At 39.9% G+C, this 23,822-nt stretch carries 10 protein-coding genes and 13 pseudogenes; 14 read left to right on the top strand and 9 right to left on the bottom strand.

Translation table 11 applies throughout. The annotated features are described in order from the left end of the window. Positions 1–602 precede the first annotated feature (602 nt). Positions 603–1,420 (top strand): annotated as a pseudogene (locus tag ARADI_RS01770) (pyridoxal phosphatase). A 67-nt stretch (positions 1,421–1,487) separates the two neighbouring features. Here ARADI_RS01770 and modC read toward each other — a convergent pair. The 3 pseudogenes from modC to modA form a co-directional block, all read right to left on the bottom strand. After that, a pseudogene (modC, locus tag ARADI_RS01765) lies at positions 1,488–2,540 on the bottom strand (molybdenum ABC transporter ATP-binding protein ModC). Continuing rightward, positions 2,534–3,226: pseudogene (gene modB, locus ARADI_RS01760) on the bottom strand (molybdate ABC transporter permease subunit). The pseudogenes modC and modB overlap by 7 nt, the downstream one beginning before the upstream one ends. A 17-nt stretch (positions 3,227–3,243) precedes the next feature. Next, positions 3,244–4,019: pseudogene (modA, locus tag ARADI_RS01755) on the bottom strand (molybdate ABC transporter substrate-binding protein). A 478-nt stretch (positions 4,020–4,497) separates the two neighbouring features. Between modA and cycA the strand changes: the two are divergent. Next, a pseudogene (gene cycA / locus ARADI_RS01750) lies at positions 4,498–5,896 on the top strand (D-serine/D-alanine/glycine transporter). A gap of 172 nt (positions 5,897–6,068) precedes the next feature. Here cycA and putP read toward each other — a convergent pair. Beyond that, a pseudogene (gene putP, locus ARADI_RS01745) lies at positions 6,069–7,535 on the bottom strand (sodium/proline symporter PutP). 574 nt (positions 7,536–8,109) lie between these two features. Here putP and putA point away from each other — a divergent pair. After that, a pseudogene (gene putA, locus ARADI_RS01740) lies at positions 8,110–11,898 on the top strand (bifunctional proline dehydrogenase/L-glutamate gamma-semialdehyde dehydrogenase PutA); the annotation flags it as partial. Between the two features lie 92 nt (positions 11,899–11,990). Here putA and fliZ read toward each other — a convergent pair. The 4 genes and pseudogenes from fliZ to ARADI_RS01720 all read right to left on the bottom strand — a co-directional run bounded on the left by fliZ (position 11,991) and on the right by ARADI_RS01720 (position 14,874). Beyond that, a complete protein-coding gene (gene fliZ, locus ARADI_RS01735; protein WP_119710941.1) occupies positions 11,991–12,506 on the bottom strand; it encodes a flagella biosynthesis regulatory protein FliZ in 516 nt (171 codons plus the stop codon). A gap of 47 nt (positions 12,507–12,553) precedes the next feature. Further along, a pseudogene (locus ARADI_RS01730) lies at positions 12,554–13,279 on the bottom strand (RNA polymerase sigma factor FliA). 416 nt (positions 13,280–13,695) lie between these two features. Beyond that, positions 13,696–13,952, bottom strand: a pseudogene (locus ARADI_RS17060) (flagellin); the annotation flags it as partial. 607 nt (positions 13,953–14,559) lie between these two features. Next, positions 14,560–14,874 (bottom strand): flagellin N-terminal helical domain-containing protein, encoded by a 315-nt coding sequence (locus tag ARADI_RS01720; RefSeq protein WP_238149070.1) that lies wholly within the window; start codon positions 14,872–14,874, stop codon positions 14,560–14,562. 173 nt (positions 14,875–15,047) lie between these two features. Here ARADI_RS01720 and ARADI_RS01715 point away from each other — a divergent pair, with 173 nt between their 5' ends. The 6 genes from ARADI_RS01715 (at position 15,048) to fliT (ending at position 17,107) form a co-directional block, all read left to right on the top strand. Further along, positions 15,048–15,350: a flagellar cap protein FliD N-terminal domain-containing protein gene (locus tag ARADI_RS01715; protein WP_119710940.1), complete on the top strand. Its 303-nt coding sequence runs from the start codon at positions 15,048–15,050 to the stop codon at positions 15,348–15,350. Between the two features lie 213 nt (positions 15,351–15,563). Then, positions 15,564–15,695 (top strand): hypothetical protein, encoded by a 132-nt coding sequence (locus ARADI_RS19360; RefSeq protein ID WP_255420590.1) that lies wholly within the window; start codon positions 15,564–15,566, stop codon positions 15,693–15,695. A gap of 169 nt (positions 15,696–15,864) precedes the next feature. After that, positions 15,865–16,251 (top strand): flagellar filament capping protein FliD, encoded by a 387-nt coding sequence (gene fliD, locus ARADI_RS01710; protein WP_119710938.1) that lies wholly within the window; start codon positions 15,865–15,867, stop codon positions 16,249–16,251. A 56-nt stretch (positions 16,252–16,307) separates the two neighbouring features. Then, positions 16,308–16,442, top strand: coding sequence for a hypothetical protein (locus ARADI_RS19355; RefSeq protein ID WP_255420589.1), 135 nt, complete (start codon positions 16,308–16,310; stop codon positions 16,440–16,442). 3 nt (positions 16,443–16,445) lie between these two features. Next, positions 16,446–16,754: a flagellar export chaperone FliS gene (gene fliS / locus ARADI_RS01705; RefSeq protein ID WP_439647068.1), complete on the top strand. Its 309-nt coding sequence runs from the start codon at positions 16,446–16,448 to the stop codon at positions 16,752–16,754. Between the two features lie 89 nt (positions 16,755–16,843). Then, complete coding sequence (fliT, locus tag ARADI_RS01700) at positions 16,844–17,107, top strand: flagellar protein FliT (protein WP_119710937.1); 264 nt, start codon at positions 16,844–16,846, stop codon at positions 17,105–17,107. A gap of 1,313 nt (positions 17,108–18,420) precedes the next feature. Here the strand turns inward: fliT and fliE are convergent. Next, positions 18,421–18,544, bottom strand: a pseudogene (fliE, locus tag ARADI_RS22075) (flagellar hook-basal body complex protein FliE); the annotation flags it as partial. A 448-nt stretch (positions 18,545–18,992) separates the two neighbouring features. Here fliE and fliF point away from each other — a divergent pair. From fliF to ARADI_RS01675, 5 genes and pseudogenes are all read left to right on the top strand, one after another. Further along, positions 18,993–20,604: pseudogene (gene fliF / locus ARADI_RS01690) on the top strand (flagellar basal-body MS-ring/collar protein FliF). Between the two features lie 53 nt (positions 20,605–20,657). Further along, positions 20,658–21,647: pseudogene (gene fliG, locus ARADI_RS01685) on the top strand (flagellar motor switch protein FliG). Positions 21,648–21,959: 312 nt separating this feature from the next. Continuing rightward, positions 21,960–22,232 carry a FliH/SctL family protein gene (locus tag ARADI_RS01680; RefSeq protein ID WP_119710936.1) on the top strand — a complete coding sequence of 91 codons (273 nt, stop codon included), beginning with the start codon at positions 21,960–21,962 and terminating at the stop codon, positions 22,230–22,232. Beyond that, on the top strand, positions 22,225–22,347 hold the full coding sequence (locus ARADI_RS19350; RefSeq protein WP_255420588.1) for a hypothetical protein: 123 nt from the start codon (positions 22,225–22,227) through the stop codon (positions 22,345–22,347). The genes ARADI_RS01680 and ARADI_RS19350 overlap by 8 nt, the downstream gene beginning before the upstream one ends. Before the next feature lie 33 nt (positions 22,348–22,380). Further along, positions 22,381–23,809 (top strand): annotated as a pseudogene (locus ARADI_RS01675) (FliI/YscN family ATPase). Positions 23,810–23,822: the final 13 nt, after the last annotated feature.

Raw genomic sequence — 23,822 nt, 5'->3', positions numbered from 1 at the left:
TAATATGTTAGCCTTTATGTGAAAAATAATGATCATCAAATAACAAATAAAATAACATATTTAATAGGATATAAATATAATTTCAGTAAATCTTAGCTAAATTATTCTAACGTTATATTTAATGATAATAAAAACTTTAATTGATAAATAATCCATTTTTATAAAATATAATAAATTAATACCTAATTTATAATCTAACCAAAATATCAGTTAAAAATTAACAACCATCAGCATAATAAATTTAAATACTAATATTAAAATAGGCTGTTCAGATAGAAGCACTTATTGTTAAAAAAGGCAATAAATATCGATTTAAAATTAACAAGATTGACATTAAATTAATAAAAATCGCCACCTATTAACTCAACGGACCAAAAATTTTGCTGCTTATCAAAGTTCAATTATGTTGCAAGTTTATTATCCACCAGGGTAATTATTTATTTTTTCTGGTTTAGTTAACCACTGTTATTCGATATGATTAGATTTGCAAAAATTTATCAATTTGAACACTAAGATAAATAATTTACTAAGTTCCATTGTTTAAAATTACTACCTAGATTAAATGCTAAATCGCTATTTAATCTATTTAATGAGGCTGATTTATGTCATATCGCGTCATCGCTTTAGATCTCGATGGTACCCTATTGGATCCACAAAAACAGATTTTGCCCCAATCTTTAGCAGCTATAAACCAAGCTCGTCGCCAAGGGATCAAAGTTATTATTGCTACCGGCCGCCATCACGTTGCTATTCACCCATTTTATCAAGCACTGAATTTGGATACACCCACAATTTGCTGTAATGGTACTTATCCTATGACTATCATGCTAAAAAAGTACTGGAGTCGGATCCGTTATCCGCAGTAGAAGCGACTAAGGTAGTTGCCTATTTACAAGGTACCGATATCAACCACTTGATATATGTTGATGACGCTATGCTATATCAACAACATAATGATGCTATTGAACGAACATTGAAATGGGCAGATTCTTTACCTGAAAATCAACGTCCCAATATCCATAAAATTGACAATTTTAATACAGCAATCCAACAGGTTACGGCTATTTGGAAATTTGCCACTTGTACGCCTAATATCGAAAAATTACGTGCTTTTAGCCAAACTATTCAACAAGAGCTGGAGCTTGCTTGCGAGTGGTCATGGTTTGATCAAGTTGATATTGCTAAAAAAGGCAATAGCAAAGGTTTGCGTTTACAACGTTGGGTCGAATCACAAGGTTTGACGATGAAAGATGTGATAGCTTTTGGTGATAATTTCAATGATGTCAGCATGCTAACTGCCGCAGGTCTCGGCGTCGCAATGGGTAATAGCTGTGATCAGGTGAAAAAACATGCTGATATAATTACCGATCAAAATAGTGCGCCAGGGATTGCTCAGGTGATTGAAAAATATGTGTTATAAAGGCTGTAAAGCTATTTGCACAACTGGCTAACAATCTTTGTTCGCAAATATTGCATCATCATTATAATTAAAACCGACGAGTTAGCGATAGACTCTTGATTTGGGCATAAACCCATTTACCCGGCTTTATTTCTAGCTCATCTCTTGCCCAACGCGTGATCTTGGCCCAGATAAAGTGGCTATCCTATTGCTAACTTAACATCTACTTGCTCGATGTCATCAATGGACTCCATTACTTTGCCCTTTAAGATATTACGAATCGTCGTTTGCGTTGGCTTATGTAAGGTTAAAGAAACGTCTGCAGCATCAATACGAATCTGAACCGATTGACCTAATTGAAATTGCAACTGGGGAAGCCACAATAGTTGATCCGATATAGTAACCGATGTCATCATATAAAGGTTATGATGCTCGATCACCTTAACATTTAATATACTACTTAATGCATCAGCTTGTAACCAGGGACGTAAAACACTGCTCGACCAAATATCAGCTAACAGCGTGACTGCTTCAATTTTACCTGCTGACATAACAATTACATTATCAGCCAACCGGACTATTTCATCCAGATTATGACTGACATAAAGAATAGGGATTTGGATATCTTGCGATAACTTTTCCAAATAGGGAAGTAACTCTCTTTTGCGTGGTAAATCTAACGAAGCTAATGGCTCATCCATTAATAATAATTCAGGCGCGGCCAATAGCCACTCGTTGTTTTTCGTCACCTGACAACTGGCTGGCAAGCGCGGCAATAATGTTTCAATACCAAGCAATTGAACAATATCATCAAAATGTGATTTCATTGCGCCAGACATGCCCCATATTGCAAATTACCTTTGACACTATAGTGTGGAAACAGGCGCGCATCTTGAAAAACATAACCCATTTTACGCCTTTCTGGTGGTACAAACAGACCTTTATCAATATCGACTAAAAGCCGATCATTAAAGATAATCTGTCCTTTATCAGGTCTGGTAAGTCCATCTATCAGGTTTATCAGGGAAGTTTTACCAACACCGGAAACGCCAAAAATAGCGGTGATCCCTTGAATCGAAAGTGTGGTATCAACATAGAGAGATAAATCCCCTAGCTGCTGTTGCAGACGCAAAGCTAACACATTGCCCCCAAGCGTTTTCTGCCACAACGAATTAACCATTCAAAAAAAAGTAACGACAGCAAGGCTAAGATGATAGCAATAATACATAAACGAGCCGCGGCTATTTCTGCGCCTAGTGTTTCAATTAGAGTATACATGGGCTAATGGAATGGTTCTGGTTTCACCTGGAATATTAGAAACAAAGGTAATCGTGGCACCAAATTCACCTAATGAACGAGCAAAAGCCAAAACCATACCAACAATAATTCCAGGTAAGATGAGCGGTAAGGTGATGGTAAAAAAAACTCGTATGAATTAGCGCCTAATGTGCGAGCGGCTTGATCAAGGCGTCTATCAACCCCCTCCAATGCTAATCTTATTGCTCTAACCAACAATGGAAAAGCGATGATGGCAGAAGCTAAAGTGGCACCTCGCCAACTAAAGGTAAAACTAAATCCAAACCAATCGTATAGCCATTCACCTATAACCCCATGGCGGCCAAATGACAGTAAAAGTAGATAACCTACCACCACTGGTGGTAATACTAAAGGTAAATGGATCAAACTATCGATCAATGTTTTGCCCGGAAAATGACAACGCACCAAGATCCAGGCCATTAATATCCCTAAAGGCAGACTCACCAATACGGCAACACTCGATACTTTTAAGTTTAAAATAATAGCTTGCCACTCATATTCACTTAGCATCTGCAAAAATTAATTTCCTATAATGGCCTAAAACCATAATGTTTAAATATTGCCGCTGCGGCCGGCGTTTTTAAATAGGCAAAAAAATCGTTAACCTGATTAGTCTGATGATTTTTAACAATCGCCATCGGGTATTCGGTAGCGTTATAACTGTCCTCTGGAAATATGCCCAACTACTTTAACCTTTTTATTCACCCCTACATCAGAGCCATACACAATGCCTAATGGTGCTTCATTCAACTCAACTAATGCCATGCCACTGCGAACATTATTGGTTCTGGCTAACATAGTATCAACGGTTTTCCAGGCGCCTAAAGCAACTAGTGCCTGTTTAGCATAGATACCAACCGGGACATGATCAGGATCACCAACAGCAATTCACTCACCATTGGCAAATGTGTGCCAATCGGTTTTTTGGCTAATTGTGATTGGTTTTCGTGTTGAATTTATTGGCGCAAGTAAGAACTAAATTATTACCTAACAAAGTATGGCGACTGGCATTAACCATAAGTTGTTTCTGTTGCACATAATCCATACATTGTTGATCAGCAGAGATAAAAATATCGGCCGGAGCACCCTGTTCAATTTGTCTAGCTAACGTTGAGGAGGGAGCATAAGAGGCAATAATTTTAGTGTTATGCTTCTTTTCATATTGCGTTACGATATCATTTAAGGCATTGGTTAACGATGCGGCAGCAAAAACGGTCACTTTATTCTCCGCCGCCCAATTTTGGCCAATGACCAACAAAAAAAGTGCAACCACTGTCACTATTTTGGCAATATATTTTTTCATCATTGATACCTTTTTAATTATTTTTATCATTATACATATCAGGGTATAATGAATAATGAAAGTCGTAAGATATTGATAAAATTAAATTGTCCTAGTTAGTTAAAAACAGTGGTAAACAGAATAAATGAGCGGTATAACAATTGCTAAACATCTGTTGTTAAAAGGTAATTAACAAAAAAATAAAAAATAATTGTATCATATTGATAATTAATAAAAAAATCAGTTTAAAATTTCAATGTCTGGAATTATCTGATAAAAAACTGTTATTTTGCTTATCATTTAAATAAAGTTATTTATACAAATTTTATTTATTAAAGAATATAAAAAATTGGCAATTAATTATTAGAGGCCAAGCTAATTAAATCAATATTATCCTCTACCCTGCTATAATTGTGTCACCATAAGTTAAATAATGATATTTTAAAAATAATAACCCGCTAACCCTTGCTGAATAAAATAAAACAACATTGGACAATCTATGAACGACAAACCATTATCATCGGCAACAAACATAGATCAAGGACAACTCAAACGAGGTTTACAAAATCGCCATATTCAACTGATTGCTATCGGAGGTGTCATAGGCACAGGATTATTTATGGGTTCTGGCAAAGCTATCTCTTTAGCTGGCCCGTCCCTTATTATTATTTATCTAATTATCGGCTTTGTTTTATTTTTCGTAATAAGGGCCATGGGGGAACTACTCCTTTCCAATTTAAATTATAAATCCTTTAGTGATTTTTGTGCAGAACTATTAGGCTCATGGGCCGGCTTTTTCGTTGGCTGGACTTATTGGTTTTGTTGGGTGATCACTGCTATCGCAGAAATTGTTGCTATTACCGCCTATATTGGTTACTGGGCACCTGATTTTCCGCCCTGACTGACTTCATTACTTTGCATACTCTTGTTATTAACCATTAATCTGGTCTCGGTTTCCTTATTTGGTAAAACAGAATTTTGGTTTGCGATTATAAAAATCATTGCCATTGTCTTTCTTATTTTGATTGGCGTAATATTAGTGATTATCGGCTTTAAAACGCCTACCGGTCATATTGCATCCTTTAGTCACCTTTGGAATGATAGCATTTTTCCCATGGGAATTAACAGTTTTTTTGCCGGTTTCCAATTAGCTATCTTCTCTTTCGTTGGGATTGAAATCGTTGGCGCCACCGCTGCCGAAACGTGTGATCCAAATCGAGTTTTACCAAAAGCGATCAGTGCCATTCCGTTTAGATTTATCGCCTTTTATGTCCTTTCCTTAGCGGTTATTATGTCAGTCACCCCTTGGCGTGAAATTGCTGTCGATAAAAGCCCATTCGTCGAGTTGTTTGTCTTAATTGGTGTGCCGGCTGCGGCCAGTATTGTCAATTTTGTGGTGCTGACTTCAGCAGCTTCCTCTACTAATAGTGGCGTCTTTTCCACCAGCCGGATGTTATTTGGGTTAGCTAAGGAAGCCAATGCCCCCAGCCAATTTAGCCAATTATCCAATAAAGCGGTGCCGGTTAAGGGATTACTTTTTACCTGCTGCTGCCTTAGTATGGCGGTGGTATTGATCTATTTTATTCCCGATGTTATGCGGGTTTTTGTCCTGATCACCACCGTAGCTGCGATCCTTTTTATGTTTATCTGGAGTATGATTTTGTGCGCCTGCCTATCTGGCTTATCACAAAAAACAACCCCATCGCCATCAAACTTCGATTTATAAAATGCCTGCTGGCATTGTTATGTCTTTGGTTTGCCTACTATTTTTTGTGTTCGTTTTAATATTGCTAACCTTAGAAAAAGATACTCGCCAGGCGCTATTGGCGGTACCCATTTGGTTTACAATGTTACTAATTGGTTATCAAATCTCTAAAAAACGTAAAGCTTCTTGCTAATAAAACTAAACAGGGTGGTTGCCTAAAACCACCATGTTCAAGTTAGCCGATAAAATAGTTAGCGACTAAAAATAGCATCAAGCCATGAAATCATTGCTGTTGATCGGGTTATAGAACAACATCGATACATTAGCTAGCAAAGCGATAAATTTAGCGCGTCGATTATTGCGACTTATTGGCTGGCTTTATACTCAGCTTCCGCTTTAATAAAGCGTTTCACTGCGCTCTGACTAGGTGCGGTAGTTAACAGGCTAACGACAATAATGGCGATTGAGGCAAAAATAAAACCGGGAATAATTTCATATAAACCAAACCACTTATATTGCATCCATATCAATACTGTTAAAGCACCGACCAGCATACCGGCTAAAGCCCGCCTAGGCGTTGCTAACCAAAACCAATACCTTTATTATTGGGATCACGAGCAATAAAAATAGCCATTGCCACCACCACTAACACCATGGCGAGACCAACCCAAACTAACTCTCGCTGCCGAGCTTTAGGTCTGATAAACGGTTTATAGAGATCTTCAGTCAACCCACTAGCACAAACCAATAATTAACAACTTAAAGTACTCATCACGGCAGCTAAAATGGCTGATAACAATATCCCGGCCAGCCAAGGATTAAATAAAATAATGGCTCATTCCATAAATACCCGCTCTGGATTAGCCATAACTGCACCAGCAACGGCGAGATGCAGATCAAAATAAGCAATGGCAAAAAAACAAACCGCAATCGTGCCTGCTAAACAGAGTACCATCCAGGTCATACTAATATGCTGTGCCCGGTTAATGGTTTGCGCTGAATCAGCTGTCATAAAACGTGCCAAAATATGTGGTTGGACAAAATAGCCATAGCCTAAGCACCATCCCCAATAAAAAGATAATGGCAACAAAATTTAATCCTTTAAACATATATAGATATGCGGGATCTTTATTGTCAATGAATGTTACCGCGCTGTCGAAGCCACCGACAGCCAAAATCACCATAATGGGTGTTAATAATAAGGCAAACATCATCAAAGTGGCTTGTACTGTATCCGTCCAGCTAACAGCTAAAAAACCGCCCAAAAAAGTATAAATAATGGTGGCTAATGCACCTAACCACATCGCCTGCTGATAGCTTATGCCAAAAGTATTTTCAAACAGTAATCCGCCGGCAACCACACCGGAAGCACAATAGATAGTAAAAAACCCAAGATCACCAAGGCCGAAACGATACGCAACATTTTACTTTTATCTTCAAAGCGGCTGGTAAAATAGTCAGGTAATGTTAGTGAATTATGATTATTTTCGGTTTGAACGCGTAATCGCCCAGCGACTAATCGCCAATTTAAATAAGCGCCTAAAGATAATCCGATCGCAATCCAGCTTTCCGCTATTCCGCTATTCCGCTATTCCGCTATTCCGCTATTCCGCTATTCCGCTTAGAAAAATAGCACCCGGTAATCCCATTAATAAACAACCGCTCATATCTGATGCGCCAGCAGAAAGTACCGTTACTATCCCACCTAAACGACGTCCGCCTAAAATGTAATCATCAAAACTGGTTGTTGAGCGATAGGCCCAAAAACCGATTAACAACACCACAAAAATATAAATCACAAACATAATTATCATTGGGTAGCTTAATGTCATCTGTCCCTCTCCATCGTTTTTCTCTTTTTTAATTTTGTCAGTATGCAGGCATGTAAGTTATAATTTTGAATTAACGGAAATTAGACTTATTTTTAACGTATAAACTGACTTTTTTATTTTCCTATTCTTCCTGCTGAAATTTTATTTTGATGAAAATATAATCAACTCAATAAATAAACCACAAAATAACAAAAAATTAACAGTTATTTGTCCAATAATCATAAAACTAGCGGAAAATGTTAATTTATTTGGTGATATATTTAGTTAAATAATTATAATATTAATTAATTTAATATGTTTTTATTTATGTTTCAGCAAGATATAACAATACTTATAATAAAATCTATTTTAATTAATACAAAAATAGATTTATTTCACATTTCTCACACTTTCATTAGTTAATAATATTGCACCAAATTAAAACATAAAGGATATTGCTAAATTACCGACTTCTAACAATCAGCAAAAGAATAAGAATGAGTCGCCGCATAACTGCAGTCTTTCTTTCTGTTAATAAAGTAACCAGATAAGGTATTGAAACAACTTTACAACGCCTGGAGCTTAGATCGATTAGTTAACAGGACAGGCAATATTTAATTATCTTAGACACTTTGATAATTAGGAAACTATGGTTCAATTCCCGGCTACCAAAGTTAATGAAAAAGAAAATTCATCTAGTGACATTGCAATATGCACTAAAACAGGAAAGCCCTCCTTTTTAAATTTTGCACAGCATATTTTACCTCAATCCGCAAAACGCTCAGCAATCACTACAGCCTATCGATTACCTGAAACACAGCTATTACCTCTATTAGTGCAACAAGCACAGCTACTAGAAACTGAGACACAAGCGGCTTATCAACTAGCCTATCAGCTAGCAAAAAAATAGTGTTGGCCGTTCTAGTTTAGTCCAGAGTCTATTACAACAATTTTCTCTCTCGTCGCAAGAAGGGATTGCGCTTATGTGCCTGGCTGAAGCACTGCTGGGCATCCCTGATAACGCTACCCGTGACATATTGATCCGCGACAAAATTAGTAGTGGTGACTGGCGGTCACATATTAGACAGAGTGCATCATTATTTGTTAATGTCGCCGCCTGCGGTTTGCTAATTACAGGAAAATTAGTTGCCAGCCACCATGAAACTTAAACTTACCAATGCTCTTAACCGGATCATGAGTAAAAGTGGTGAACCCATTATTCGTCAAGCTGTAAATATGGCAATGCGGCTAATGGGTGAGCAATTTGTCACTGGTGAAACCATCACAAAAGCACTAAGTAATGCGCATAAAATGGAAAATAAAGCTACATGGCTGCTTACCAACAAGCGATTGATGCCATTGGTAAAGCTTCCCACGGCGAAAGCATTTATGCCAGTGCCGGAATTTCCATTAAACTGTCTGCCCTCCATGCAAGATATTGCCGGGCTCAATATGAGCGGGTGATGTCTGAGCTTTACCCTCGTCTATTAACATTAACCTTACAAGCCCGTCATTACGATATTGGCATTAATATTGATGCTGAAAAAGCAGATAGATTGGAAATTTCCCTCGATCTGTTAGAAAAATTTTGCTTCGAACCACAACTAGCCGGCTGGGATGGAATTGGCTTTGTTATTCAGGCATATCCAAAACGCTGCCCCTATGTGATCGATGAAATTATCGATTTAGCGCAACGCAGTCAGCACCGTTTGATGATCCGACTGGTAAAAGGCGCTGATTGGGATAGTGAAATTAAACGCGCGCAAATAGATGGTCTTGAAGGTTACCCGGTCTATAGCAGAAAAATTTATACTGACGTCAGTTATCTGGCTTGTGCGCATAAATTGCTGTCGGTGCCCAATTTAATTTATCCCCAATTTGCCACCCATAACGCCCATACCTTAGCCACGATTTATTATATGGCTGGTGAAAATTATTATCCTGGCCAATATGAATTTCAATGTTTACATGGCATGGGCGAAGGGCTATATCAACAAGTTGTCGGCTCCATCGCCGAAGGTAAACTTAATCGTCCCTGTCGTATTTATGCGCCAGTCGGTAGTCATCAAACCTTGTTGACTTATCTGGTGCGCCGCTTACTGGAAAATGGCGCAAATACGTCATTCGTTAATCAGATTGCCGATCCTAATATTCCATTAGATAAACTGGTGGCCGACCCAGTACAACAAGTGCTGGCGGCAGCTGAAACGACAGGCCAACTGGGTTTGCCACGCACACAAATCCCACTGCCTCGTGCGCTATATGGCAGCAACCGCCTCAATGCTATTGGTATTGATTTTACTAACGAACATCACCTGGCAGGCACTGGCGTAGACCCTACTGACTACCCCACTCTGTTATCAGGTTAAACCTTTACTGGCAGGAGAACCACCTTCGCCGGCTGAAATTTCAGCCCAACAGCCGATCACTAATCCGGCTAATTTTGACGATATCGTCGGCTATGTCCACCAAACAAGCCTAACCGACGTCGAGCATGCGTTTAAAATTGCTACTACCGCAGCTACTCGCTGGGCGACGAGCCCCGTCATCGAACGAGTGGCCATTTCGCAACAAGCGGCTAGCCTGATGGAGCAGCAATTCTCCCGTTTAATTGGCGTATTAATCCGTGAAGCCGGAAAAACCTTTAGTAATGCCATTACTGAAGTGCGCGAAGCGATCGATTTTTTGCGTTACTACGCCGCGCAGATCAGTGAAAATTTCGATCGATAATGAAAACTGTTCGCCACTGGGTGTGGTGGTTTGCACTAGTCCGTGGAATTTCCCTCTGGCGATTTTTAGCGGCCCAATTGCGGACGCTTTAGCGAGCGGTAGCGGTAGCGGTAGCGGTAGCGGTAGCGGTAGCGGTAGCGGTAGCGGTAGCGGTAATAGTGTATTAGCCAAACCGGCAGAGCAAACACCGATTATTGCCGTACTAGCGGTTGAGTTACTGCATCAGGCGGGCATCCTCCGCGATGTTCTCCAGCTGCTGCCCGGTAGCGGAGAGTAAGTGGGTAGCAAACTGATCAGTGACAAGCGGACGGACGGTGTGATGTTTACCGGTTCAACCCAGGTGGCTAAACTGATCCAGCATAATCTTACCGGCCGACTCAATGCTCAGCAACAGCCCATTCCACTAATTGCCGAAACCGGCGGCTTAAATGCCATGATTGTTGACTCATCCGCTTTAACGGAGTAAATTATCAATGACGTTATCATTTCAGCCTTAGATAGTGCCGGTCAACGCTGCTCTGCCCTACGTATTCTTTGTACCAGGAAGAGGTCGCTGAACGCACACTGACGATGTTAAAAGGCGCGATGGCCGAATACCGGGTCGCTTATCCTAGCCAGCTGGCGACCGATATTGGCCCGGTCATTGATCGTGAAGCATAGCAGAATATCGAACAAGACATTGCCCAGATGCGGCAAGCAGGAAAAAGCCTGTATCAGACTCAACAAGCTAGCCAACCGTATGATAATCAATGGCAACAAGGTACCTTTTGTCCGACCCACCTTAATTGAAATTGACCATTTTAATGAACTGAAAAAGGAAATTTTTGGCCCGGTACTGCATATTTTACGCTTTAAGCGCCATCAATTCGCTAGCCTGATCAAATAGATTAATGACTCAGGTTATGGTTTAACTTTAGGGCTGCATAGCCGTATTGATAAAACTATTGCCGAGGTTTGCCAGACGGACAAAGTAGGTAATATTTACGTTAACCGCAATATGGTCGGTGCGGTGGTTGGGGTACAACCCTTTGGCGGAGAAGGACTATCGGGTACCGGGCCAAAAGCCGGTGTCCCCCTTTATCTCTATCAATTGCTCAGCCAAAGACCAGCTACCATCATGGACAAACTGTTTACGCCAACAAATAATCGCTATCCAGTAAAACATGGCCAACCATCATTGCAGCCATTGACCACAACCTGCATCTGCCATCAACTGCCCAGCCCAACCGGAGAGCATAATAATTATAGGCTAGTGCCCTGCGGGCAGATTTTGTGTCTAGCGGAAACAGAAGCGGATGCAGTGATCCAACTGGCAGCGGTGTTAGCGAAGGGATGTCAGGTACTATGGCCAAATAATGCCATCCAGCAGCAATTGCACACTGAATTGACTGAATTAGTCAACCAGATAATCAGGCTAACTGATAATTGGCAACTAACCGATTGCCAATTTGATGGGGTTATTTTTCATGGCGATCGCCATCAGTTACAAACTGTTTATCAGGTAGTGGCTGAGCGTGACGGGCCAATTATTTCCGTGCAAGGATATCGATCCGGAAACCAGCAGTTATTACTTGAGCGTTTAGTCCATGAACGAGCGGTCAGTGTCAATACCGTGGCGGCTGGTGGCAATGCCAGTTTAATGACACTGGCATAATTTTTCATTGCTAACAATAAAGCCTTAGCGATTTGCTAAGGCTTTATTTATCTAATAACTGTGAAATAATTCAGTTTCTATCCATAGCAACGTTATGCTAAGTAACCAGCCTGCCAACCTAGGAATTGCTCATATTTACGCAACGCAATATTGTAATTACTAAAGGCAGAGTCGGTCATTTTATCCTGCATCTGGGCCTGAATTTTTTCAATCTCCAATTCAGCGAGCGGAAATTGTATTTCACTTAACAACTCATCCAGTCGACGTAGCCGCACCACATATTCGCGTACGGTACTATGGCTCATTTCAGTCTCTTTAAACAGATACTGTTTAAACGACATAATATCAAAATAGCCAGTATCACTATTACAATAGATTTCACTACAAAAACGACATAGCGCGGTAAATTTATGCTGTAACTCAGCCCAAGCTTGCCCATCAATCAGCTCGGTCATCGCTGAAATCGCTTCTTTATTCAGAATTTGATCATTAAACACCAATGAAATCCGATCAAGGGTTTTGTTACAGTGTGCGCAGTGAATTTGACTATGTTTATAGTCTTTAATATAACGGCTCAGCGGCCGCTTCTTTTGGTTAGAAACAGACATATTAGATAAGCCCTGTGTGTAAATCGTAAACAAAAAAATAAAAAATATTATTTATCTGGATTTGAGCGCGCTCGTAGCCGTTTTATCGCCTGACTATGTAGCTGGCTGACGCCGGATTCCGCGACATTCAACACCGCGCCTATCTCCTTCAGGTTCAGATCTTCTTGATAATAGAGCGTCAAAACCATTTTTCCCTTTCAGGAAAACATTCTATCGCCTTTATAATATTTTTGCGAATATCAGTTGCTATTAAAGTTTGCAGTGGATTTCGCTCGTCGTCAACCTCAATAATCGGTTCACAGCTCTCACCATGCACTTCATGCCACTCATCATAAGAGCATAATTGACTATTGTTGCTTATCCTGCAATAACTGCTGATACTTCGACAGACCGATGTACAACTTATCAGCAATCTCCTGCTCGCTTGCCCCGGCCGGCCTAGCGCTTGCTCAAGCTGCTGCATCACTTTGGCCGCTTCTCGCGCCAGTCGGCGCAGACTGCGCGGGCACTCAATCGCGGGCGCGTAATTCATCTAATATCGCACCACGCACCCGGTGCACGGCATAAGTGGTAAAAGCAGTACCTTGCATAGCATCAAACCGCTCTAATGCCTCCAGCAGACCAATACCGCCCGCCTGAATTAAATCATCCAGTTGCACGCTAGCCGATAATCTAACTTGTAGTTTTAATGCCTCATGACGTACTAAAGGAAGATAGCGCTCCAATAGTACATCTTTTTCAATTATCCCATCCTGGGTATAAAGATCGTTCACCGTAAGCATCTGTCATTGATAACAGGCGCTTATTATCCGAAATTGAGGCGGCAAATAATGGCGAAAATAGTGCTATAAAACGGGCTTTTTTTATTTATCTATTATTTTTTAACTACCTCAGTTAACCGAACACCACAGCTAGCGGCAAATCATGGCCAGTGTGAAAGCGATTTATTTAGGTTAACTGATCGCCATCTAGGGAAATATATTTTGGTGGTTAAGGATAGTGGTTGCCAGGAGGGATAAAAGTGAATCAGGCAGGATGGCTAGCGACGATAACCAGCATATTACCATTAATTGATATTAATAATCATTGATTTCAACAGTAATAGCGATAATATCTGCGCCTATTTTATAATACAGACCGGCAAAAGCCGGCCTGCAAAATATTACCAAAATAATGACTAATTAAATTATTAACGCAGTAAAGAAAGCACTGACTGGTTAGACTGATTAGCCATTGCCAATACCGTGGTGCCCGCTTGTTACAAGATTTGGGCATTACGTAAATTAGACACTTCTTCCGCAAAATCGGCATCCAGAATATGGCTACGGGCAGCAGACAGGTTGTTAACTGTATTTGGTTAAATTCTCAACCGCTGATTCCAACCGGCTCCTGTATTGCGCCCCATTGGCTACGTTTAGCAGAGACATCATCCAAAGCGGCATCAAGTTTTTCAAAAACTTGTTTTTGTCCTGCCGAATTTCCACCTTGGCCACCTGGTAAGGGCGTACCTGCATGGCTATTGTTGATTTTAGCACCAACTGCGACGTCCACTTTTCTATCATTACCAGCAACACTAGGTTTTAAAGTCGCCTCGTAAACGTCACCAGCCGTAGTTTTCAATACATATTGACCAGCAACCGCAGCAACAGTTGTATTATCCAGCTTTTGATGCAAGGTATACCCTGCGCCTAATCCATCGCCTACCTTAAGACCAAAAGCACCACCACCAGTAGCTATTTTAGTATTAGCTGTAGTCAAGGCACCTGTTGGACTACCGGTGAAAGTTAGATCGGTTTGAAGTCCAGCTACTGTTGCTGCAGTTGAGTTATACTGCGATGTCGCTAACGTTCCCGCCGAGCCTGCTGCGAATACTTTTAAATCAATATCTTTAATATCTAGAGTAGCGATAGTTGTTGCCGTTATATTTACGTCAATTTGTTCACCATAGTTGGCACCGGGGTTTGCAGCTGTATCTTCCCAGAGGTCTCTAATGTTTTATTGCCGTTAAACTCGGCTTGCTTAATGATACAGCCAATTTCCTCTATACGCTGTTCTACTTCTTTTTACAGCGGCGTACAATATCTTTGTCTGAATTAGTACCGTTACTGGCCTGCACCGCTAAATTACGGATCGCCTGCAAGTTATCATTCACCCGTGACAACGACCCTTCGGCGGTTTGTGCTAACGAAATACCATCATTGGCGTTACGCGTCGCCTGTTTCATGCCCATAATGTTAGAGGTCATGTCATGGGCAATTGACAGGCCTGTAGATAGACGTTGGATAGTGGTTCCCAAGTTACTTTGGGTTTTATTTAATGCTTTTTGCGCATTTAACGCAAACATATTGGTATTGATAACCAGAGCCATAATAATTCCTTTATTTAAATTTAACTTTTTAATTGGCCAGAACGTTTGGCTGTTTTGATACTTTAATTTTTTGTAGCAATAAATTAATTTTGCCTGATTATTTAACTTCTATTAGCTGAGACCGATAATTATGGTAATCAGGTTTAACTAATCAAATAGGATAGGGAAAAATCATGTCAAATGTGACTTCGTTGGGTGTAGGATCAGGCATGACAATTGATCAATGGCTAGGTAGTATAAAGGCCAATGAAAATCAAAGATTGCGGCCGTTAAAACAGAAGCAACAAAAATATAATCAAAAGATCAGTGCTTATGGTTCATTGCGGGCTCAGCTGGATAAATTACAACAAGCCTCTGAATCATTAATGAAGTTTGATAAAATTAGCACCACTTCAGTCAGTAAAAATCATAAGACGGTAACGGTTAGCAGCGACGAAAAAGCGGTGGCTGTTAGTTATGAGGTGAAAGTTGAGTAACTGGCGCAGGCCAAATCGTTAGCCACCACTAAGGTTGATGATTTAAAGAAAATATTGGCTGGCCCTGTTGCAGTAGGCCAAGAGCGGATATTAGTTATCAACCAAAACAGTGAAAAATAGCCGCTGGAAATTAAATTAAGCGAGCAGCAAACATCACTGATTAAGATCCGCGATGCCATCAATGAAACCGATAGCAATGTCAGTGCCGGCCTAGTGAAAATAAAAGAGAATGAACATCAATTAGTACTCACTGCCAAAAAAACCGGCACCGATTCGATGATGGAGATTGAAGTTAAAGGTGATAGCGAGCTAAATAAGATTCTAAATAGTAGCCAAATGCAATAAACCATTGCCGCTAAAAATGCCAAAGTAGAGATTAATGGTATCCAAATTGAGCATACTAGTAATGAAATTAAAAACACGCCCTAAGGGATCACATTTACCCTGGTTAAAACGGCAGAAAAAGGTAAAGCTGATCAATTAATATCAGAAACAGTCACTATGGCTCGGCGATATCGAGCCAACTAAAAAGACGATTAAAAACTGGATTGATGCTTACAATAATCTGCATAGCTTTTATAAAACACAAACCAAATATGTGCCAACTAAATTGGGTGAAGCGCTTTCTGCCGATAATGGCGTGCTATTAAACGATAGCAGTTCATCAATGATCTTTTCGCAAGTGAAAAATTTGACCTTAAATGTGCAAAATCTGCCGGATATGAATCATTTGAACTATTTTAGTATCAGCTTTAATCATGAAGGCAAACTCACTATTGATGATAAAAAATTGGATGAGATACTAAAAGATAACCCAGCGAAAGTTAAACAATTTTTTATGGGTGATGGCGAAAAAACCGGCTTTTCCACTGAAACCTTAATTATCTTAAAAAGACCGTAGAAGGCCCGCTACACCTTACCACAGAGTCACCGAATCAACAAATAAAAGTACTCGATTTGAAAATGGAAAGTGCACAAAAGAATATTGAAGCAAAACTTAAAACTCAGCGGAACAAATTTATTACCATGGATAAAGCCATCAGCGAGATGAAACAAAGTAGCAACTCTTTAGTAGCCTTACTGACGAAATAAATTATGAATACATCAACAACTGAAACTTTATATGCTCAGGTTGATATTAAAAGCCGGGTTTTAAATGCTTCACCTTATCAGCCAGTACAAATTTTATTTAATGGCGCCTTGAGTGCCTTAAAACGGGCAGTAATTTATATTGATCAAAATAATATTCAGCAAAAAAGCCGTGCTATCTCAAAAGCGATTGCCATTATTAATGAGGGATTAAATAGTGGCGTTGATCTAGAACATGGCGGTGAAATTGCTGAAAATATCTCGTTACTGTATGACTATATGATCCGCCAGTTGCTTATATGCCAATCTTTATAATGATGTTGACAGAATTCAGCAGATGATTAAATTATTGACTGAGTCGGCAGACACATGGGCACAAATTAACAATCCGGCAACACAATCTAATGAGCAGTGAGCAACAGACCTTTTTGTATGCTTATCAACAAGCGCAGTGGGAACAGCTATTAATTGTAGAACCGGATTATCGCCAAGCGGTTGGCCAGGTGACGGCGTTAGGCTCAATTATCGGACTGACTGAGCCTTTACAGCATAAATTAACTAAAATGTTGCAAACAATATTGCGTGATGAGAGTGAAATTCGGCAATTAATGCACAGCAGAGTGAATCAACTGGCAACATCCATTAGACAGACCACTCAACAGCAATAGCTGCAATGCTATTACAATCGAGTCGAACAATGAATTTTTGACTTAAATTATCAACTTTATTATTGAGTTGATTATCAATAGCGCGCCAGTTTTATTCACTCAGCAACAGTCAATCCTATCTGTTTAAAGCAAAAAAAAAGACCGCCATAAGCGGTCAAAACATAATACCAGGGTAGGTAAATGATACATATTTAACTATGGGGAAATAATAAATCGGCATGCTTTTGGATTCGCAGTTTAGCAAATAGTTAAGCCCAAATGCTCCTTTGCTTATTGCTATAATTTATTCTCCTGAATAATAAATTATTTTATCTCTCTATTGACCGATGATTTAAAATAGCATGACATCTTTGCGCTGTAATTATGCTTAGCAGGCAGTTTAAACCATCATAATTGTTTATTTTATTAATAATTATTTAATTTATTGTCTGTCATATTTTAATAAAGAAAATACGCAACCCGATTTGCAAGTTCAAACAGTTTTTTTTCAGCCAAGATTAATATAATCATCTTTAAATTTAATTAGTTACAATAAACAACAAACCACTAAATTTTTTTATTTATAATTTTAGCTGATCATTATAAAGACCAGCCGCTAAATAACACTAACAAAATGTTAATTAAAAACTCAACTTTACTTACGCTATAGGCAGAAATATTTATCGCTAGATAACAAGATGACGATATTAAATACTGTAACATTATCTTATAAGCAACATAACTAATTTTTTACAAAAAAAGATTGAAATATATAATTTATTATAATAAAATAATCATACCATTATAAGTCGACATTAAATACTTTGATTAAAATTTTTTGTTTATTTCCAAGTGAATCAGTTTCTACTGATCCTTTTACCAATAACGGCTGTCAATTAAATTCAAACATTACACCAACACGGAATGTATGCTGCCCAGCTGATAATCCAGATGAATACTACTGCTATTTTTCATCTAAACAATCGGTTCAAGATAAAAATAATCAGTAATAGTTAGTTAAAAGCAACAATTGGTTAATATCAAATAAATTTTTCATTTTCTCTTTAGTTAACTCAAGCTTGACGATGAGTTTGGCATAAAGTAAATAAATAAAAATTAATTTTTAACTGAATTGTCAGTAATAAATATATTTTAAATATTATTAGCAAAGAGAATTTGATATTTCCAGCTTGAAAATTTAATCACTAGTGATAACAATTGTTCAATTTTATCAATTAGTAATTCCGTCGCTATTATTTATAATGATATTTATTAGCGCCGGATAATAAAAAATAGCCACTAATTGGTGTCTTAATAATTATAAATGCCATCTGAACTGGCATATTTATAATTTCCTGATAGGCACCAACTAACTTATTTCTTACCTGAATGCCAAACTGCAGTGATAAACTGGCCTTTTGCAGATCCGACTATCACATCATTGAACTCAACCCCGGGGAGTTTCCAGCGTTAATACCTGGGCTTTCTGACTGGCGTTCAACCGTGTCTGATTAATTTTAGTTACCGCATTTAATAACCAGTTTGTGGTGCGGCGGCTAGTTGGCTATTATTGATGCTAACCATTTCTGTTGTCATTTGCGCAATAACAGACTGAATAACGGGAATTGACATAAAAACCTCAACCTATTTTTTCCAATAACTTTCTCTAAGTCGTGCCATCGTATTGATCCATCTTCTGGCACTAATCGGAAAACAACCCTATCACACGCTAAATAAATCAAAACCAACAATTAGCGTCGAACTAAAAGTCTATTTCGACCATTAAACCGATGGCAAAAAACGATAATAGCAGGATGAAACTGGAAATACTTTATCAGTATGGGGAAGCCACTTTGTCACGCCACGTTATAAATCTTGATCAAGAACAAGAAGGCAAGGATTATTTATGAATGCCATAAATACGAATGGAGCAAATCCGCTCAAGGGATTAAGTACCATTTTCGAAAAAATAAAATCAGATCCTAAAGTGCCGCTGATCGTTGCCGGTGCTTTGGCTATTACTTTTTTCATCGCTGCTATGTTTTGGCTACAGGGAAACCGATTATCGCCCGATTTATACCAATCTTAGCGATAAAGATGGAGGAGAAATTGTTACTCAACTACTAAGCCAAATGAATATTCCTTATCAGCTGTCTGACGCGATGGTAGTATGGTTAAGGTGCCGGCTGATAAAGTGCATGAGGTGAGACTAAAGTTCGTGCAACAAGGGTTGCCCAAAGGTGGCAACATCGGTTTTGAGCTACTGGATCAAGAAAAATTTGGTTTGAGTCAATTTAATGAACAGATCAACTATCAACGAGCTTTGGAGGGCGAATTAGCCCGCACTATTGAATCACTCGGTATTGTACTACGTGCCCGGGTGCATTTAGCAATGCCAAAACCGTCACTATTTGTTCGTGAGCAAAAAGATCACACTACGTCGGTTACTCTCAACCTACAAAGCGGCCGCAAGCTGGGTGAAGGCCAGGTTGCCACTATTGTGCATATGATTTCCAGTAGTGTCAATGGTTTATCTGGCAGCAATGTCACCATTGTTGATCAGTCGGGCAATCTATTAACCCAACCCGATGGTATTAGCCGTGATCTTAACCTGACGCAACTCAACTATGTTCAATCGATCGAAAATCGTTATAAGCAACGCATTGAATCGATTATTACACCACTGGTGGGTCGGGGTAACGTGCAGGCGCAGGTGACTGCCCAAGTTAATTTTGCCCGTAGCGAAGAGACCGCGGAAGTATAAACCCAATCAACCGCCTAATGAATCAGCCGTACGTTCAAAACAGACTAGTCGCAGTGAACAAAATGGCTAATCACTGATTGGGGGCGTGCCTGGTGTGCTGTCTAACCAACCAACACCTGAGCCAAAAACACCGATTGACAGAGCTAATGATAAGAATAACCCTCGTCCGCTGAATAATAATCATAATAGTCGGGTTGATGAAACGACCAATTATGAAATCGATCGGCGCATTCCCATACCCAACATCAAATAGGTTCGCTACAGCGACTGTCGGTAGTTATCATCGTTAATTATGCCGATAGCGACAGAAAAGAAAATGATGATAGTTTACCGCTGACAAATGAAAAATTAGCCCAAATAAAAACATTAGCCCAGGAAGCGATGGGGGTTTCTGAACAGCGTGGTGATAGTCTGTATGTGGTAAATGCGCCATTTGAACCGCAGGATGTAGAACTGAAACCGCTTGAATTTTGGCAGCAACCTATTGTGATCGCCAACCTATTAGAAATTGGCCATTATCTGTTGTTATCGTTTTTGGCCTGGCTATTTTGGCATCTGATAATTAAACCTCAATTACGCAAAAAACGTGAAGCGGTGGAGAGCGCTAAAATGGCCGCTGATCTTGCCATAATAAGAGAGGCAGAACGCACCGCTCAACAAAAAATTGAACATGACGAAGCCATGGCGCCAGGAGCAGAAACGTCAGCGTATTAACGCAGAAATGCAGACCAAACGGTTACGTGAAATGGTGTAAAAAAATCCCCGCGTGATGGCCATGGTTGTTCGTAATTGGATGAGTGAAGAACTATGAGTTTTAATGGAATTGAAAAAAGTGCCGTTATGTTAATGTCAGTGGGTGAAGAGCTGGCCGCTGAAATTTTTAAACATTTGAATAGCGGTGAAGTACAAAAATTAAGTGTCGCCATATCAAATTTAGGCTATATTTCTAATCATCAATTGACGGATATATTGTCTGAATTCAAAGAAAATGCCACCAATATGCTGCAATCAATGTTAATACCAGAGATTACTTCAATTCAGTATTAGTCAAAGCGCTGGGTGAAGAGCATGCTAATAGCTTATTAGAAGATATTTTCGAAACCAAGGAAGTCATTACTGGTATTGATAAACTGAACTTTATGGCGCCCGAAATGGCAGCAGAGATGATCCGGGATGAACATCCGCAAATTATTGCTGCTACTTTAGTTCATTTAAAGCGCACCCAAGCTGCTGAGATTTTAGCGCTGTTGGATGAAGAATTACGTTATGATGTGGTATTGAGGATCGCAACCTTTGGAGGCATATAACCTTCCGCTTTAGCTGAATTAACTGAAGTGCTTAATAGTTACTCGATGAGCAAAATATTAAGCGAAGTAAAATGGGTGGTATCCGTACTGCTGCCGAAATCATCAATTTGATGAAAAGCCAGCAAGAAGAAATGGTTATTAGCGCCATTAAAGAATATGACGATGAATTGGCGTAAAAAATCATCGCTGAATGTTCTTGTTTGAGGATCTTATCGAAATGGACGATCGTTCGATGCAACGCCTGCTACAAGAGGTGGAAAACGATTCTCTGGTTATTGCCTTAAAAAGTTGTTCACAGACTTTACGCGATCATTTCCTCAATAACATGTCACAACGTGCAGCTGAAATCATGCGTGATGATCTCGATTCACAACTCCCTGTTCGCTTATCTCAAGTGGAAACAGAACAAAAAGCAATACTGTCTATTGTTCGCTGCTTGGCTGAAAGTGGTGAGATTGCGTTGAATGGTAGTGATGATCGTTATGTCTAAAAAATCTCAATAGCGATGGCAGCCCTGGCTGCCCGATGAAATTACCCTTTGGGCAGATTTAAATCCTGCGATTAATCGCCTACATGAAGAAGATGAAAATTCATCCGTTGAAGATAGTGAAAAATATATTTTATATAAAATCAAACAATTGGATGAACTAAAAGCGCAAGCTAAAGAAATTGGCCATCAGTAAGGGTTGTCAGTCTGGCATCAAGCCTGCTTGGTGAAAAGCCAACAAGAAAGTTATCAGATTGCTATCAACAAGGCTTGACTGAAGTCCATCAGGCAGCGACTAATGAGACCAAATAAGAGATGGCCGCTATCACCCAACAATGGCAAGAATTACTGATCGAGTTTCGCCCCTCTTTAGAAGGCTTGGATAGTATCATTGCCGCCTCGCGCTTAATGCAGATTGCCCGGCAAGCTGCCGGGCAACTATTAGGACAGCCAGCGGTTTGTGATGGTAGCGCGTTATTGAACCAAATTAGTCATTTTCTGCAACAAGATCCACTATTGTCAGGCACTCGTCAGCTGCACATTAACCCTGCTGATCTGGCACTTATCGAATCGCAACTAAGTGGATAGCCTAACCACCAATGGCTGGCGTTTAATGCCAACGCCAGAACTGCATCGATATGGTTGTAAAGTTAGCACAGAAAACAGTGAGTTAGATGGCCAGCATAGAAACCCGCTGGCTTGAGCTTTGTCAGTTAATTCTGCCAGAGAAATGGGCATGACGGTAAAACTTGACCGCTGCTTAAACCGAATTGATAGCTTTAAAAAGCAGATCAGCCAACTACAGTCAGTGCGTCACTATGGCAAATTGACCCGCGTAACGGGTTTAGTGTTAGAAGCAACTGGTCTGCAAATGCCGTTAGGCGCCAATTGTTTAATAAAACGGCAACAGCGACATGACAGTGACGAAATTAGCTGTGAAGTAGTTGGTTTTAATGGTGACAAAATGTTATTGATGCCTTATCAGGATCTAGAGGGGATTTGTGCCAGGCGCTCAGGTTTATCAACCATCGGCGTCAGATAAGCAGCAAAATAGTGGTCAACAATTTCCCCTTGGCCTGCACTGCTAGGTCGTGTGCTGGACGATTTTGGTTAACCATTAGATGGTAAGCCCTTGCCTACCATAGATACTTTCTCTTCTCTGGTTACCACTCCTATTAATCCACTACAACGCGAACTGATTAATCACCCGCTTGATTTGGGAGTAAGAGCGATTAACAGTTTGTTGACGGTTGGTCGCAGCCAACGAATGGGACTATTTGCCGGTTCAGGAGTAGGAAAAAGTATTTTATTAGGCATGATGGCGCGTTATACCCAGACTGACGTGATTATTGTTGGCCTGATTGGTGAACGGGGTCGGGAAGTAGAAGACTTTATCGAAAATATTCTTGGTTCTGAAGGTTTACAGCGCTCAGTGGTTATCTGAGCCTGCTGACGTCTCTCCCCTACTACGCTTATAAGGCGCCACTTACGCCACCCGGATCGCGGAAGACTTTCGCGATCGTGGTTTGCAGGTATTACTGATTATGGATTCAATCACCCGTTATGCTATGGCACAACGTGAAATTGCACTAGCGATCGGGTAACCTCCTGCAACTAAAGGTTACCCGCCTTCAGTATTTGCCAAATTACCTTCGCTAATAGAGCGGGCCGGTAATGGCACTGAAGGTAGCGGTAGCATTACCACTTTCTATACCGTGCTAACCGAAGGGTATGATCAACAAGATCCAATCGCTGATTCAGCGCGGGCTATTCTTGATGGACACATAGTACTGTCTCGTAGCCTGGCAGAAGCGGGGCATTATCCGGCTATTGATATTGAAGCTTCAATTAGTCGAGCAATGAATAGTCTTGTTGCTAAAAGCCATTTTTACCAGGCGCAACAGTTCAAACAGCTATTATCCCGTTATCAACATAATCAAGATCTGATTAATGTTGGCGCTTATGCTGCGAGTAGTGATACGATGCTGGATCAAGCCATCCAGCTTTATCCCCATTTGCAGCAATTTTTACGCCAGGATTGCGAGATCAATACTGTTCAAAGGAGAGCTCTCACCAACAGCTTTGTCAGTTATTTCCTGCGGCTAATCCTGAAAATCCTAGTGAGGAAACATGAAGCAAACAAACTCCTTCGCACTATTACATAATTTAAGCCATAGC

It is taken from the genome of Arsenophonus endosymbiont of Aleurodicus floccissimus (genome assembly GCF_900343025.1).
Classification (GTDB): domain Bacteria; phylum Pseudomonadota; class Gammaproteobacteria; order Enterobacterales; family Enterobacteriaceae; genus Arsenophonus.
Note: the sequence above shows the minus strand (reverse complement) of the source record. Positions and strands in the feature narration are given on the sequence as shown.

Coding starts and splice junctions, on each gene's coding strand:
- fliZ (WP_119710941.1), bottom strand. CDS start 12,506: ATGTCTGTTTCTAACCAAAAGAAGCGGCCGCTGAGCCGTTATATTAAA.
- ARADI_RS01720 (WP_238149070.1), bottom strand. CDS start 14,874: ATGGCTCTGGTTATCAATACCAATATGTTTGCGTTAAATGCGCAAAAA.
- ARADI_RS01715 (WP_119710940.1), top strand. CDS start 15,048: ATGTCAAATGTGACTTCGTTGGGTGTAGGATCAGGCATGACAATTGAT.
- fliS (WP_439647068.1), top strand. CDS start 16,446: ATGAATACATCAACAACTGAAACTTTATATGCTCAGGTTGATATTAAA.
- fliT (WP_119710937.1), top strand. CDS start 16,844: ATGAGCAGTGAGCAACAGACCTTTTTGTATGCTTATCAACAAGCGCAG.
- ARADI_RS01680 (WP_119710936.1), top strand. CDS start 21,960: ATGGCCGCTATCACCCAACAATGGCAAGAATTACTGATCGAGTTTCGC.